Raw genomic sequence first — 13,679 nt, forward strand, 5'->3', positions numbered from 1 at the left:
CTCCTTTACTTTACTAAGTCGATGAAGTTCTTGATAGACGACAAGCCGTCCGGCGTTCCAATACTTTCAGGATGATACTGAAAACCATAAATGAGCAGACTCTTGTGCTGGATAGCCATGATCGAGTTGTCATCAGCCGCCCGAGCCGTCACTTCAAAGTCCTCTGGCATCTCCTCAATCAAAATCGAATGATAGCGCATGACCGGCTGCCCATCCTCTAACCCCTCATAGATAGGAGATTTCCCCTCAAAGCGCAGAATACTTTGCTTGCCGTGCATGACTTTGGGAGCCAATCCTAGCTTTCCGCCAAATACTTCTGCAATGGCTTGATGTCCCAAGCAAATCCCCAAAATCGGCTTCTTACCAGCAAAATCGCGGATAAGTTCTTCCATCCGTCCTGCATCTGCTGGCCAGCCTGGCCCCGGAGACAGAACCAAAGCATCAGCTTCTTCTGCCGCTTGATAAAGACCTGCATCATCATTTCGCAAGACCTTAACTTCTGCAAAATTTCCAATATACTGGGCTAGATTGTAAGTAAAAGAATCATAATTATCAATTAATAAAATCATTGCATCTCTCCTATCTTGGTCATTGATTTAGCCTTGTTGATGGTTTCTTGGTATTCATTGGCAGGGATCGAGTCATAAACAATACCCGCTCCTGCTTGGACGTAGGCTCTGCCATTTTTCAAAATCATGGTTCGGATAGCAATGGCAACATCCATATCGCCTGTCGCAGACAGATAGCCAATAGCCCCCGCATAAATGCCACGCTTTTCCTGCTCCAACTCATAAATGCGCTTCATGGCCCGAATCTTAGGTGCGCCCGAGACGGTACCAGCCGGCAGGGTTGACTTGAGCGCATCCATAGCTGTCAGTTGAGGCAAAAGCTGACCACGGACCACACTGGTCAGATGCATGACATAACGGAAATACTCTACTTCCATGTACTTCGTGACTTCCACGCTGTTATTCTGAGCAATTTTACCGATATCATTACGCCCCAAATCAACTAACATACGGTGTTCCGCCACTTCCTTCTCGTCAGCCAGCAACTCCTTCGCCAAAGCTTTATCCTCTCTCTCATCTTTCCCACGCGGTCTGGTTCCAGCAATAGGATTGGTCGTAACCTGACCTTGCTTGACAGAGACCAGACTTTCCGGGCTGGCTCCGATAATCTGATAATCCCCGAAGTCATAAAAGAAGAGATAGTTGGAAGGGTTGGTCACACGCAGATTGCGATAGTAATCCAGCGGCCTACCAGAATATTCTGCCGAAAAACGCTGACTAAGCACACATTGGAACATATCTCCCTGCCGAATCAAGCTGCGCGCTTCTTCCACCATTTTTTCAAAAGTCGTCTGCTGGATATGACTCTGGAAGTTCAAACTGGACAGTTCCAGTGGTGAAAATTCATCTGCCGCAGGCTGCGCCAGCTCAGCCATGATACGCTCCAGACTTGTAGCCAATTCAGTTTCGCTTCTATCACTGTAGAGTGCCTCCTCAACGATATAGACCTTGTCTTTTTTATGGTCAAAAACCATGTAACTCTCATAGACGAAAAAGTGCATATCGGGCGTTCCAATCACATCAACTGGAATCTGGCCAATCTCCTCATAGAGGGAAATCATATCGTAACCGACAAAACCGATGGCTCCACCACCAAAAGGCAAATCTGAATGATAATCTTTTCTTACTGTTAAGTCATGAAGATAATCCAAGGGATCCGCCTCTATCACTTGTCCGTTCTTTGTCAGCTCCCCATTTTCATAGCGAACTTCAAAGACTGGATTATAGGCTAGGATAGAGAAACGAGCTGTTTCGCTATCTCTTGGAATACTCTCCAAAATCACCTTGTGGTCGCCCTGAATCCGCATGTAAGCTAGAATCGGCGATAAAATATCAGCTGGTAAAATCTTTTGCATATTTTTTCTTTCTATTTAAATCGGACGCGTTTAAGGAAGAACAAACTGCTAGCCATGACTGCATTTCACAAGAGCAGGTAGCACCTGTCCACTGTCACAACTTGCCCAAAACTACAGAAAAACGCCCGCACAGTTCATCCTGTGAGGGCGTGTCATCGCGGTGCCACCTCAGTTATGGAGTTTTCAGGCTCCACATCTCATTTACTTATTTACAGTCATTTAGATCCCTTTTAGTAGAAAGCAGCATACTGGTTTACAGCAAAGTAGGCTAATAAAGTAATAAAAGTTCAACTAAAGGACAAAACTTTGTTTCCAGCAGCCCATTTCATAACTTCTCCTGCCTGTTTACAGCAACCACAGACTCTCTGAAAGGAGGGATGTTACTACTCTTCTGCTGGGTATTTTATTTTCGTTTTTCTAGATAGTCGGCAATGGCTGCCACATCCTTGTCTCCGCGACCAGATACGTTGATAATGATGATTTGGTCAGATGACAATTGCGGAGCTCGCTTGATAGCTTCAGCAATGGCATGAGAACTTTCGATTGCTGGCAAAATCCCTTCCTTTTGTGTCAAGAGAAGCAAGGCATCCACAGCTTCATCATCTGTCGCTGCCACGTATTCTACTCGACCAGAATCTTTAAAGAAAGCATGTTCGGGACCAACTCCAGGATAGTCTAAGCCTGCTGAAATGGAGTAAACCGGTGCCACCTGACCATCTTCTGCAAAGACAGCGTAGGTCTTCATACCGTCCACTACTCCGACACTTCCCTTGGTCATAGTCGCTGCATGCTGGTCTGTATCAAGTCCTCGCCCAGCTGCTTCAACACCAACCAGCTTGACTTCTTCATCCGCCACATACTGGGAGAAGGCGCCGATAGCATTGGAACCACCACCTACGCAGGCAATAACATAGTCCGGCAAGCGGCCTTCCTTGTCCAAAATCTGCCGACGAGATTCTTCACTGATCACCTTTTGGAATTCATGAACAATGGTCGGATAGGGGTGAGGTCCGACAGCCGACCCCAAAACATAGAAGGCTTCCAAATCGCTCATCCAAGCTCCGAAGGCTGCATCTACAGCATCTTTGAGGGTTTTGGTTCCTGTTTCCACAGCGTGAACGGTCGCCCCCATCATTTCCATGCGGAAGACATTGAGGCGCTGGCGCTCTACATCCTCTGCACCCATGTAGACATCGCACTTCATACCAAACTTAGCTGAGGCTGCCGCAGTTGCCACACCATGCTGACCAGCTCCAGTTTCAGCGATGACTCGGGTCTTGCCCATGCGCTTAGCTAGAAGAATCTGCCCCAAAACATTATTGAGCTTATGCGAGCCTAGATGATTGAGATCTTCCCGCTTCAGATAAATCTTAGCTCCGCCCAGATGCTGGGTCAGACTTTCTGCAAAGTAGAGTGGAGTTTCCCGTCCTGAATAATCCTCCAAATAATGTCGGTATTCATTTAAAAATTCTGGGTCATCCTTATACTTCTCAAAAGTCGCTTCCAATTCGTCCAGCATGGCCTGGATAGGCTCCGGTACAAAGGAGCCGCCAAATTGTCCAAAATATCCTTTAGTTTCTGCCATCTTAATTTCCTCATTTCTTTATTTTCAAGCAAAACAAAAGCCCACACACAGAAAAAACTCTGTGTGAGGGCGTAAAATCGCGGTGCCACCTCAATTATGGAGCAAAGTATAGACTGCTTCCATATCTCTGTCTTGTCTAACAACAAGCTGCACTATAAGGTGTGCTCACCGAATTTTTATTGCTTCAAATTCATTTTTTCCATCAGCCCACTTCATAACCTTCTACTGCCTGTTTCCACCAACCACAGGCTCCCTGAAAGCAGAAAAAATTATTACTTTTCTGATGATTTATTTTATTATAGGCCTTTCCCTTTTTCTTGTCAAGAAAAAATTTAATTTTTCTCCTAAATCCGAACCTTTCTCTCGCTAATCTCTTTTGGAAGCGTCGTCTTGACGATTTTTCCAGATTTTCTGACCAAGCTGAAATGCCCGCCAAGCCAGATAGCCACCCAAAGTATTGGTCCAGAGATCATCAATCTCAAAAACTCGATTAGCATTGATAAGAAGGTCCAGCAGAATCTGAGTCACTTCGATAGACAGACTCATCCCAAAGCTCAGCCATACAACCTTCTTGGTCTTCCGCAATTTCGGAAAGAGCCAAAGCAATTGAAAAATTAAGGGTGATAGCAAGAAGATATTGGCTAGATTTTGGATAAAGACCTTGATCAGCTGGATCCAAGAAGTAATCTCACCAATATTGACAAAGGAATTAAAAGGGATTAACAAAACCACTATTCGGCCAAAGTACTGGATTCCCGGCGTCTCCATTCCCGGCTCTGGAACTTGAGGAATAAAGCACAAAATGCAAAGCATCAAGAAATAGAGCCAGCTTCCTCCCACCAGCAATTTTCGCCCCTTAGCAGTCAACTCACCGTCAGAAGTCAGGTAGTTCTTAAGGCTGAACATTTTCTATCAATGCTTTCTCACGATCACGCTTCATAGTATTAGAACGTAGCTGACCGCAGGCTGCATCAATATCCGTTCCATGTTCCTGACGAACCACGCAGTTGACTCCGTTTTTCTTGAGGGTATCGTAGAAGGCCATGACACGCTCTTTGGGACTGCGGCTGTATTGGTCGTGCTCGCTAACTGGGTTGTAAGGAATGAGATTGACATAAGACAGCTTCTTAATGTTCTTGAGCAGCTCAGCCAGCTCCTTGGCCTGCTCTAACCCGTCATTGACTTCATTGAGCATGATGTACTCAAAGGTCACCCGGCGGTTGGTCGTCTCAATGTAGTATTCAATAGCTGCAAAAAGCTTTTCGATAGGGAAGGACCGGTTAATCCGCATGATGCTGGTCCGCAGATCATTATTTGGGGCATGCAGGGATACAGCTAGATTGACCTGCACACCTTCATTGGCAAAGTCACGAATCTTATGAGCCAGCCCTGAAGTTGAAACCGTGATATGGCGGGCACCGATAGCCAAACCTTTGTCATCATTGACCGTCCGAACAAACTTGAGCACATTGTCATAATTGTCAAAAGGCTCACCGATTCCCATAACCACGATGTGGCTGACCCGCTCATCCTGACCACGCTCGTCAAAATACTTCTGAACCAGCATAATCTGAGCAACAATCTCACCGTTATTGAGGTCGCGTTGCTTTTTAATTAAGCCGGAAGCACAGAAGGTACAGCCGATATTGCAGCCAACTTGGGTGGTCACACAGACTGAAAGTCCATAGTGCTGGCGCATGAGTACCGTCTCAATCAGCATGCCATCCGGCAGCTCAAAGAGGTACTTGACCGTACCATCAGCTGACTCCTGAACAATGCGCTGTTTAAGCGGATTGACGACAAAGTGATCATTTAGCCTAGCAATTAAGTCTTTGGATAGATTGGTCATTTCCTCAAAAGACTGGACCCGCTTGCGATAGAGCCACTCCCAAATCTGGGCAGCACGGAATTTCTTTTCTCCCTGAGCTTCCGCCCATTCAATCATTTCCTGACGCGTTAAGCTATAAATAGATGGTTTCATTTTTCTCCTTTATTCTGGCGAATCACAAAATGGCGATTGCTGTCTTTTTGCTTTTTCTGCCTATCTTGCTGGGAATTGTTGCGAGAGCGCTTATTATCCCTTTTAGAACGACTGTCTCGATCTCGCTCGCTTCTGCGATTGCGGTCACCGCCTGAACGGCTGTTGCGAGAACGTTTCGACCGACCTTCTGACTCTTTCTTGCCATGCGATTTCTTATCAAAGGAAGCGCGCTGGGGATTTGGATTTTCCAAGACAAAATAAGCACAGCCGTAGCTGCAGTACTCCAGCAAATAGTCTTCTAAGCGGCTAATCTTCTCATCGCTTTCATTAGCCCGCTCGTCCTTGTAAAAACCACGCAGGCGCAGCTGCTCATTGCCCCAGTCACCGACAATATAGTCAAACTTGGTGAGAATTTCTGAAAAGCGCTGATGAAAGGCCGTCAAGTCAAAGCCTTCCTTATAGTTCTCAATCAATTCAAACTCGAATTTTTCTGCAACAATCTTGCTGTCAATCTGTTTAAATTCTGGTCCTGGGAATTTATTATAATTATACAATTCAGGTGAAATATCTTTACGCATACTCTTCCTTTAACGATCTTGGATAGTTTATCTACAACACTTTATTTTATCATAAATCAGCCAGTATTTCGCGGACTTTTCATCAAAAATATCTTTCTGAAAAAAGTCAGACGATTTAAAGCAGAGAAGACCAGCTGATTTTGTCTGTTTCACAAGAAAAGGGAGTGGGAAAGAACTTCAATCAAGTTAAAAAAGTTCGTCTTCCCACCCCCCTACAGTTGATTAGGTCATCTTTGGAGCTTAAAAAGCGAAGGAAGATGCCAATCAACCACTGCGTCATCTGTTTTTTCTAATTTAGACTCAAAAGTCTGGACTTTTTGCCCAGCCTCCTTACTTGTTCTTTTTCAGATAGTCAATGGCATCCTGCAGCGTTTTAACTGGAACAATTTTCATATCCGTTTTAATCTTCTTGGCTGTCTCCAGAGCCGTTTGGTAGTTATTTTTCCCATTAGGCGAAAGCTTCTTCTCTTCCTCTGTAAGTTCATTGTTCGGCGCAAAGAAGATATCTGCTCCGCTTTGGGCTGCTGAAACGACTTTCTTATCGATTCCGCCGATTTCGCCAACTTCACCTTCTCTGTTGATGCTGCCGGTTCCTGCAATATCGCGGCCGTCACGAAGAGTCGGATCAGCTAACTGGGTATAAATGGCCAGACTGAACATAAGACCAGCACTAGGACCGCCGATACCCTCAGTTGAAAATGTAATCGGAATATTACTGCTGACTTCCGTCCGGTCTATCAGACTAATCCCAATCCCGTTCTTACCATTCTCTAGCTTAATAATCTTTCCGGTTGCCGATTTCTCCTGACCATCTTCTTGGAAAGTTACCTTGACCTTATCCCCAAGCTTCTGCGAGTTGACATACTTGACCAGCTCCTCAGAGCTTTCAAATGTCTTGTCATTGACACCAGTTACCGTATCAGCAATATTGAGAACTCCTTTGAAGGTTGAGTTATCAGCTACCTGCAGGACATAAACCCCCAAATAGTCCATTTTAATCTCTTTACCAGCCGTCGTCAACCCCTGATATTTGGCCATATTTTGCGATGTTTCCATGTAAAATTGGTTGATCCGATTAAACTCATCGTCCGTGGAGCCACCTGTCATATCCTTGGCGGAATAAATATCTGTAAAAGGAGTCAGCCAAGCATAGACCAGATGAGCAAAGGTTGCCTGCTCTACTCCGACCGTCACAAAGTTATAGGAGCCCGCTTCCTTGTCAGCCTTATTATCAACCAGCAAGACCTGACGAACATCCTCGGCACCACCAGGAACTTCTATATAATAAGGCAGACGAACGCAAAGTGCTGCTATAAAAAAGACAATAGTGACGCCAATGACCGTCGGCAATATAAACTTCTTAATTCTTTTCATTGTTGATTCTTTCTAATTCTTTGATTACACTTTGGGGCACATAGGCTGCGATATCCTGTTGAAAAGCAATCAGCTCACGCATACGTGATGAACTGATATGCTGATAGACTGGCTTGCTGAGCAAGAAAATCGTCTCCAGCTCTCCTGCCAATTCCTGATTGAAAAAGTTCATATTGGCTTCATAGTCTAGATCTTGACTATTTCGGAGACCGCGTACAAAAGCCTTGGCTCCCAGCCTTCTGGCCACTGTCACTGCTAGTTCATTCTGAGAAGTAATAACCTCAACATTATCCAAATGCTGCAGAGCTTCTTTGACCATGCGCTCTCTGGCTTCAATTGTGAAAAAACCAGACTTTTCTCGGTTATAGAAAATCCCTACATAAAGCTTATCAAAAAGCTTACTAGCTCGCTCAATCAGGTCGACATGCCCTGTGGTCATCGGGTCAAAAGACCCTGTGAATAATCCTATCTTATCTGACATATACCGTCACCTTTGAAATTCCATATATCTTCTGCTTCCAAATGCCCAGCCCTGCAATTTCTTCTGGCAATTCAACGTCCTTGTCTGTCTCACAGACTACCAGAACATCTTGACTCAAGAGCTGACGCTCCTCCAACTTTTCAAGATTCTCCACAATCTGCTCCTTGGCATAAGGCGGATCCAAGAGAACTAAGTCAAAAGCCCCCGTCAACATTTCCAAGGCTCGGCCAGACTCCATCTTGAGCAAATCAAAACGTGTGGACTCCTTAGTCATCTGAATATTTTCTGAAATAATAGCCTGAGCTCTGCGATCCTTTTCGACTAAGACAGCTGTCTCCATACCTCGCGAAATAGCTTCAATGGCCAAACTCCCGCTCCCAGCATAAAGATCCAGCACCCGACCGCCATCAAAATAGGGACCAATCATATTAAAAATCGCCCCCTTGACCTTATCGGTCGTAGGCCTGGTCGTCTTGCCGTCCAAAGTCTTGAGGGGCCTGCCCCCGTATTTACCTGCCACAACTCTCATAAAAAACATTATAACACACATCGCACAAGAGGCCAATTTTTTGAAAACTTGACAGACAAAAAACAGAAGTGGCTCAAGATTAGAAACTTCTGTTTTCTTTTAATTTTAGTAAAAAATCAATTAATTCAGGCTGACAGTCTACCTTATCCAAGATCAGTCCCATTGACCGGCCAACCATGATATAAAAAGTTTCTGGCTTGTCTATAATCGCCACAATATCTTGATAGTCAAATCTGGCATTGTTATTCCGATTAACGACACGAAAGTCTGTCTCATAGAAGCTAAACTCCTGCTCTATATCATGCCAGAGAGGGTTGCCTCTATAAAACTTTTTAATATGTCGATTCATAGACAGGTAGTAAAGAAAAGGAAGTACAGCCACAATAACAAGAAAAGCTACGCCTGCCAAAGGTTCTCCGATAAAAAAACAGATTGCACTGCATATCAGCACCACTATCCCAGGGAGAATCAGTGAGAAGATGCCATTCTTTTTATACCAAAAGTTGGTCCAAGCGAAACGGCGGTAAGCTTCTTCTGTCATGATCGTCTTTGCTGTCATAGGAAACATCTCGCTACCTCCAGGTTAGATTCTTTCCTACAGTTTACCACATTTTTGCTCGGAATGAAAATACTCAAAGGAATAAAGCTATCTTAAATCGTAATGAAAAAACAATGAAAGAATTGCTTATTTTTTCACGATATAGTATATTATAAGATGTATAAAATATTAAGGAGATCGTTATGATTCAAGCTTATAAAAATTTCTGGCAGAACTACCTAAACTTTTCTGGTCGCTCAACGCGTTCAGATTACTGGTGGGTTGTTCTCATTCATAATATTATTCTATTACCTTTTAACTTTTCATATTTTAGTGCAGTAGCAAATAACAACAGTTCAGAAGCGCTGCAAGCTCTTTCATCCTTTGGTGGATTTTACATCATTTTCGGCCTAGTACTGTTTCTACCATCCATTGCTCTTCAAGTTCGTCGCTTACGTGATGCTGGTAAACACTGGATTTGTATTTTCTTGCCACTTATTCCCTTTATCGGCTGGTTTCTTTTAATTATGCTAAATTGTTTCCCAAGCGAAAAAGTTGAAATTCCTGAAGGTTATGATTATCAAGGACTTCAAGGCCAACACTTCAGACAAGACTCTGAAGAATAAATCTCAATTTTATCTACACATTAATAGCAGCTATTTACATGTAAAAAGACAAATCCCAAACAGCGATTTGTCTTTTAATTTATATCTGTTTCAAGATTTTCAGTCTCAATGACAGGCTGTTCATCTTGTTTAAACTTGTTGACAGTCATGTTAACACTAAGATTATACTTAAAATAGACATGCCAATCCCACTGCTAATAAAGCTACTTCACTATTAATCAGAGGCAAGAGCCCTGTCTTTTTATACCAAAAGTTGGTCCAAGCGAAACGGCGGTATGCTTCTTCTGTCATGGTCGTTTTTGCTGCTATAGGAAACATCTCGCTATCTCCAGGTTAGATTCCTCCCTACAGTTTACCACACTCTTACTCGGAATGAAAATACTCAATAAAGCACTTGCTTTTCTCAATTTCATCTGGTATACTATGTGTAACTTTTAAAACGTTACGTAGGAGGTGTAATATGTTTTCGCATGAAAAATTAAAAAAACGCCGGCTGGAGCTTAATTTGACTCAGTCTTCCATTTACCAAGAGCTGGACATTTCTCGAAAGACTTACTCTGCTTGGGAAAATGGTCTAGCAGAACCCCACGCCAAAAATCTCAGGAGGTTGGCCACCTGTCTCAAGGTCCAGGAGAACTACTTTGTGGATGAGACCAGTGCGCTCTACACCTACCCTTTACTAACTCCACCACATAAAAAAGAAGTAGACCAGCTCGCTAGTCGGCTCCTAGAGAGACAGCACAAGGTTAGCTCTCTTACAGCCTATAAGGTTCTATCTGTTGAGCTGGCTGCAGGTCGCGGTCACAGTTACTATGACAATGAAACAGACTACGAAACTGTCTACTTTGATCAAGATATCCAGCATGACTTTGCATCCTGGGTCTCTGGGGATTCTATGGAGCCCAAGTATCCCAATGGCTCTGTTGCCCTTATGAAACAGACAGGATTCGACTACGATGGGGCGGTCTATGCTCTCATGTGGAATGGCAAGACCTATATCAAAAAAGTCTACCGAGAAGCTGAAGGTCTACGCCTAGAGTCTATCAACCCTGACTACGAGGATCTCTTTGCTCCCTATGAAGATCAGCCTAGCATTGTTGGTATCGTAGTCGGACATTTTCTGCCGATTGAGGTGTAAGTTATGGCCCTATTTGATTATTCACGCGAGCCCCATTCAGACATTGCTTTTGTGGATATGAAAAGTTTTTACGCCTCTTGTGAATGCATTGCCCTCGGCCTTGACCCTTTGAAAACCTCGCTCTGTGTCATGAGTCGAATTGAAAACTCTGCCGGACTGATACTAGCTGCCACCCCTCTCTTTAAAAAGAATTTCGGTAGCCAAAATGTCAGCCGAAGCTATAATCTTCCTTTTGATGTCCACACCCGTAAGTTCAACTATGTTGCTGCCCGCAAGCTGGGACTGCCTATTACAGCAGATTATGTGCGCTTTATCGAAGACGCTGCTCAAAAGACCTTATTGGTCCCACCTCGGATGAATTACTACATCCAGAAAAATATGGAAATCCAAAAGATTTTCCAGGATTTCGCAGCTCCCGATGACATTTTCCCCTACTCAATCGATGAGGGCTTCCTAGATTTGACAAGCTCTATCAACTACTTCATTCCCGATCAGACGCTGGACCGCAGGACCAAACTAGACCTGCTTGCTGCCCGCATTCAACAGGCGATCTGGAAGAAGACTGGGATTTATGCCTCTATCGGTCTGAGCAACGCCAATCCTCTTCTCGCCAAGTTGGCCTTGGACATTGAAGCAAAACACACAAAAAAGATGCGGGTCAACTGGTCCTATGAGGATGTTCCAAGTAAGGTCTGGACTATCCCAACAATGACTGATTTTTGGGGCATCGGCCACCGAACAGCCACTCGTCTTAAGAAGCTAGACATCCATTCCATTTATGATTTGGCCCATTTTAATCCCGACATTCTCAAAAAAGAAATGGGGGTCATGGGTCTGCAGCTTTGGTTTCACGCTCATGGCATTGATGAAAGCAATGTTCACAAGCCTTATCAGGTCAAGTCACATGGCCTGGGAAATTCGCAAATTCTTCCCCGAGATTATAGACAACAGGCAGAGATTGAGCTCGTTTTCCGGGAAATGGCGGAGCAGGTCGCCATCCGACTCAGGCGGACCGGCAAGAAATGCCAGCGTGTGTCCATCTATGCCCGCTATTCCAAGCAGGAGCGCCTGCCTTCCATTCATACACAGAAAAAAATTGAACCTACCAATAACAGTGATCGACTGGCTCAAATCGTAGTTCAGCTTTTTCGTTCTAAATATCAGGGCGGGGCTATCCGACAGATTGGCGTTTTTTACAGTGACTTTGTCGATCAAGGATATGGTCTGATTTCTCTCTTTGATGACCCCCTGCAAATTCAAAAAGAAGAAGAGCTCCAGCTGACGATTGACTACATCAGAGATCGCTTCGGCTTTGCCTCTTTGCTTAAGGGATCAGCCTTGCTGGATTCCTCCCGTGCCATTGCTCGAAGCAAGCTAACCGGAGGCCATTCTGCTGGAGGGTTGGAGGGCTTATCATGACCGATCGCTCCTATCTCCCCTATCAGTCAGCTCGTGACTTTCAGGATCGTGGCATGGCTAAGTGGTCTGGCTTTTTTCTCTCTGAGCACAGCACTGCTCTGGCCAAAAAAGAACTAGATATGAGCCAGTTAACTCAGCTTGACAGGCAGGAGAAATTCCACCTGCTCAGCCAAGCCTATAGTCAGCAAGTTCCCATCAGAATCACCTTTCTCAATCAGGGCAAGCTGACCGATGTTGTTGTTACTGTCTTTCATCTGGACAGCAAACAGGTCCTCCTGCAGAAAGGTGGCCATTACAAAGTCCTTGCTATCCATCAGATTCTTTCGATACAAGCTTCAGGAGGCGCAGATGACTGCTCAGAATCTACATGAGGAACTTCAATTTGATTATTTTTCCCAGAATTACTATCAATTTCAAGAGGATTTTTATCAATTTTCCAATCTTCCCCAGCCTCTGATGGTCATGGAAGATGACATCCTACTCCACATGGCCAGCCGCCGAGTCACTTATTTCAAACTTTCCAAGACCAAAAGTTTGGACAAGAAGGACCATTACTTCCACTTTACCGTCAGCCGTCCAGATCAAGCAAACCGCCTCTGCATTTACCACTATCAAGGCCAAACAGAAGATATAAATCAATAAGCTTCCAAACTAAGTCTGGGAGCTTATTGTATGGAGTTAGCCATCTACTAGAATCTTCTCAATTCTTTCTTGCTTTAAGCTAGGGAATAATATTAAAGATTTGAGCCAGCTATATTTGAACTCGAGAAACGCCATTCTTTTTAGGTTATATACCTAGTTTATTTGTATAACCTAATTTCATATTAAAAACACCCCAAAAGTTAGATTTTCTGTCTAACTTTTGGGGTGCAAGTCATAGCAATTTGTCTTTTCTTTTATTTTTTGTCGATTTCAAAATTTTACAAGAATTATTCATCAAACAGTCCTTGCAAACCGGCGAAAGGATTGTTCTTCTCTTTTTGAGCTTCTTGAGCAGCGGCAAATTCCTCTTCCGTCATAACTTGCCAGTCTTGGCCTGACAGAAATCCTTGGCCAGCTTCTTCCTCAGCTGTTAGGATTTTCAGCGGGATATTCATCAGGATATTGTCAGCCACACTCTCGGCTACATTTATTTCACCATTTTCAATCGGCAGCACCAAGTCCTGATCAATCATATCCTGCGATGCGGTCTGTCCTTCTTCCATGAAAATTTCGTTGACTAGATAAGACTCCTTGAGTTCCACTGGCTCCATGCTACGACTGGACATCAGAGTGATGGTATAAGACAGGTCATAATCTAGAAAATAAAGGCCATCTTCATATTGAACCTTTCCTTTGGCTACAATATCCTGAACATCTAAAATCTCAGGATTGCGTTCTTTTAACTCCTCTGCCAAGTCCAGCTTTTTCTCAAAGGCTAAACCTTCTGGATTCTTTCGAATTTCTTGAATATGCAACATAAGTTCCTCTTTGTTTTTTCTTTTATTATATCATGTTTGGGCGCTC

Annotated in this window: 16 protein-coding genes and 1 pseudogene; 5 read left to right on the top strand and 12 right to left on the bottom strand. The window is 44.0% G+C overall.

The features are described from left to right. Nucleotides 1-5: 5 nt before the first annotated feature. The 10 genes from FFV08_09000 to FFV08_09045 all read right to left on the bottom strand — a co-directional run bounded on the left by FFV08_09000 (nt 6) and on the right by FFV08_09045 (nt 9,020). Nucleotides 6-569 (bottom strand): aminodeoxychorismate/anthranilate synthase component II, encoded by a 564-nt coding sequence (locus tag FFV08_09000; protein ID QLB52725.1) that lies wholly within the window; start codon nt 567-569, stop codon nt 6-8. Beyond that, nucleotides 566-1,924 carry an anthranilate synthase component I gene (trpE, locus tag FFV08_09005; protein QLB52726.1) on the bottom strand — a complete coding sequence of 453 codons (1,359 nt, stop codon included), beginning with the start codon at nt 1,922-1,924 and terminating at the stop codon, nt 566-568. The genes FFV08_09000 and trpE overlap by 4 nt, the downstream gene beginning before the upstream one ends. A gap of 403 nt (nt 1,925-2,327) precedes the next feature. Continuing rightward, entirely contained in the window at nt 2,328-3,509 is a 1,182-nt protein-coding gene (gene trpB / locus FFV08_09010; protein QLB52727.1) for a tryptophan synthase subunit beta, read from the bottom strand. 366 nt (nt 3,510-3,875) lie between these two features. After that, entirely contained in the window at nt 3,876-4,415 is a 540-nt protein-coding gene (locus tag FFV08_09015; protein ID QLB52728.1) for a VanZ family protein, read from the bottom strand. After that, nucleotides 4,402-5,490: a 23S rRNA (adenine(2503)-C(2))-methyltransferase RlmN gene (gene rlmN, locus FFV08_09020; GenBank protein ID QLB52729.1), complete on the bottom strand. Its 1,089-nt coding sequence runs from the start codon at nt 5,488-5,490 to the stop codon at nt 4,402-4,404. The genes FFV08_09015 and rlmN overlap by 14 nt, the downstream gene beginning before the upstream one ends. Further along, on the bottom strand, nt 5,487-6,068 hold the full coding sequence (locus FFV08_09025; GenBank protein QLB52730.1) for a DUF1027 domain-containing protein: 582 nt from the start codon (nt 6,066-6,068) through the stop codon (nt 5,487-5,489). Before FFV08_09025 ends, rlmN begins: the two co-directional genes overlap by 4 nt. A gap of 330 nt (nt 6,069-6,398) precedes the next feature. Continuing rightward, the gene (locus tag FFV08_09030; GenBank protein QLB52731.1) at nt 6,399-7,442 is read right to left on the bottom strand and encodes a PDZ domain-containing protein; all 1,044 of its coding nucleotides are present in this window, start codon (nt 7,440-7,442) and stop codon (nt 6,399-6,401) included. Further along, the gene (gene coaD / locus FFV08_09035) at nt 7,429-7,923 is read right to left on the bottom strand and encodes a pantetheine-phosphate adenylyltransferase (protein ID QLB52732.1); all 495 of its coding nucleotides are present in this window, start codon (nt 7,921-7,923) and stop codon (nt 7,429-7,431) included. The genes FFV08_09030 and coaD overlap by 14 nt, the downstream gene beginning before the upstream one ends. Continuing rightward, nucleotides 7,913-8,452, bottom strand: a complete 540-nt coding sequence (gene rsmD / locus FFV08_09040; protein ID QLB53294.1) for a 16S rRNA (guanine(966)-N(2))-methyltransferase RsmD — start codon at nt 8,450-8,452, stop codon at nt 7,913-7,915. Before rsmD ends, coaD begins: the two co-directional genes overlap by 11 nt. A 79-nt stretch (nt 8,453-8,531) precedes the next feature. Next, on the bottom strand, nt 8,532-9,020 hold the full coding sequence (locus FFV08_09045; protein ID QLB52733.1) for a YcxB family protein: 489 nt from the start codon (nt 9,018-9,020) through the stop codon (nt 8,532-8,534). A gap of 173 nt (nt 9,021-9,193) precedes the next feature. Here FFV08_09045 and FFV08_09050 point away from each other — a divergent pair, with 173 nt between their 5' ends. Further along, the gene (locus FFV08_09050) at nt 9,194-9,616 is read left to right on the top strand and encodes a DUF805 domain-containing protein (protein ID QLB52734.1); all 423 of its coding nucleotides are present in this window, start codon (nt 9,194-9,196) and stop codon (nt 9,614-9,616) included. A gap of 171 nt (nt 9,617-9,787) precedes the next feature. Here the strand turns inward: FFV08_09050 and FFV08_09055 are convergent. Next, nucleotides 9,788-9,934: pseudogene (locus FFV08_09055) on the bottom strand (YcxB family protein). Between the two features lie 142 nt (nt 9,935-10,076). Between FFV08_09055 and FFV08_09060 the strand changes: the two are divergent. Genes FFV08_09060 through FFV08_09075 form a run of 4 tightly spaced genes read left to right on the top strand, consistent with a single transcriptional unit; the run spans nt 10,077 to nt 12,815 of the window. Beyond that, nucleotides 10,077-10,754 carry a helix-turn-helix transcriptional regulator gene (locus FFV08_09060; GenBank protein ID QLB52735.1) on the top strand — a complete coding sequence of 226 codons (678 nt, stop codon included), beginning with the start codon at nt 10,077-10,079 and terminating at the stop codon, nt 10,752-10,754. 3 nt (nt 10,755-10,757) lie between these two features. Further along, nucleotides 10,758-12,173, top strand: a complete 1,416-nt coding sequence (locus tag FFV08_09065) for a Y-family DNA polymerase (GenBank protein QLB52736.1) — start codon at nt 10,758-10,760, stop codon at nt 12,171-12,173. Then, a complete protein-coding gene (locus FFV08_09070) occupies nt 12,170-12,544 on the top strand; it encodes a hypothetical protein (GenBank protein ID QLB52737.1) in 375 nt (124 codons plus the stop codon). Before FFV08_09065 ends, FFV08_09070 begins: the two co-directional genes overlap by 4 nt. Beyond that, nucleotides 12,522-12,815, top strand: coding sequence for a hypothetical protein (locus FFV08_09075; protein QLB52738.1), 294 nt, complete (start codon nt 12,522-12,524; stop codon nt 12,813-12,815). The genes FFV08_09070 and FFV08_09075 overlap by 23 nt, the downstream gene beginning before the upstream one ends. Nucleotides 12,816-13,102: 287 nt before the next feature. Here the strand turns inward: FFV08_09075 and FFV08_09080 are convergent, their stop codons facing one another. Continuing rightward, entirely contained in the window at nt 13,103-13,633 is a 531-nt protein-coding gene (locus FFV08_09080; GenBank protein QLB52739.1) for a DUF177 domain-containing protein, read from the bottom strand. Nucleotides 13,634-13,679 lie beyond the last annotated feature (46 nt).

It is taken from the genome of Streptococcus sanguinis, assembly GCA_013378335.1.
Taxonomy (GTDB): domain Bacteria; phylum Bacillota; class Bacilli; order Lactobacillales; family Streptococcaceae; genus Streptococcus; species Streptococcus sanguinis_I.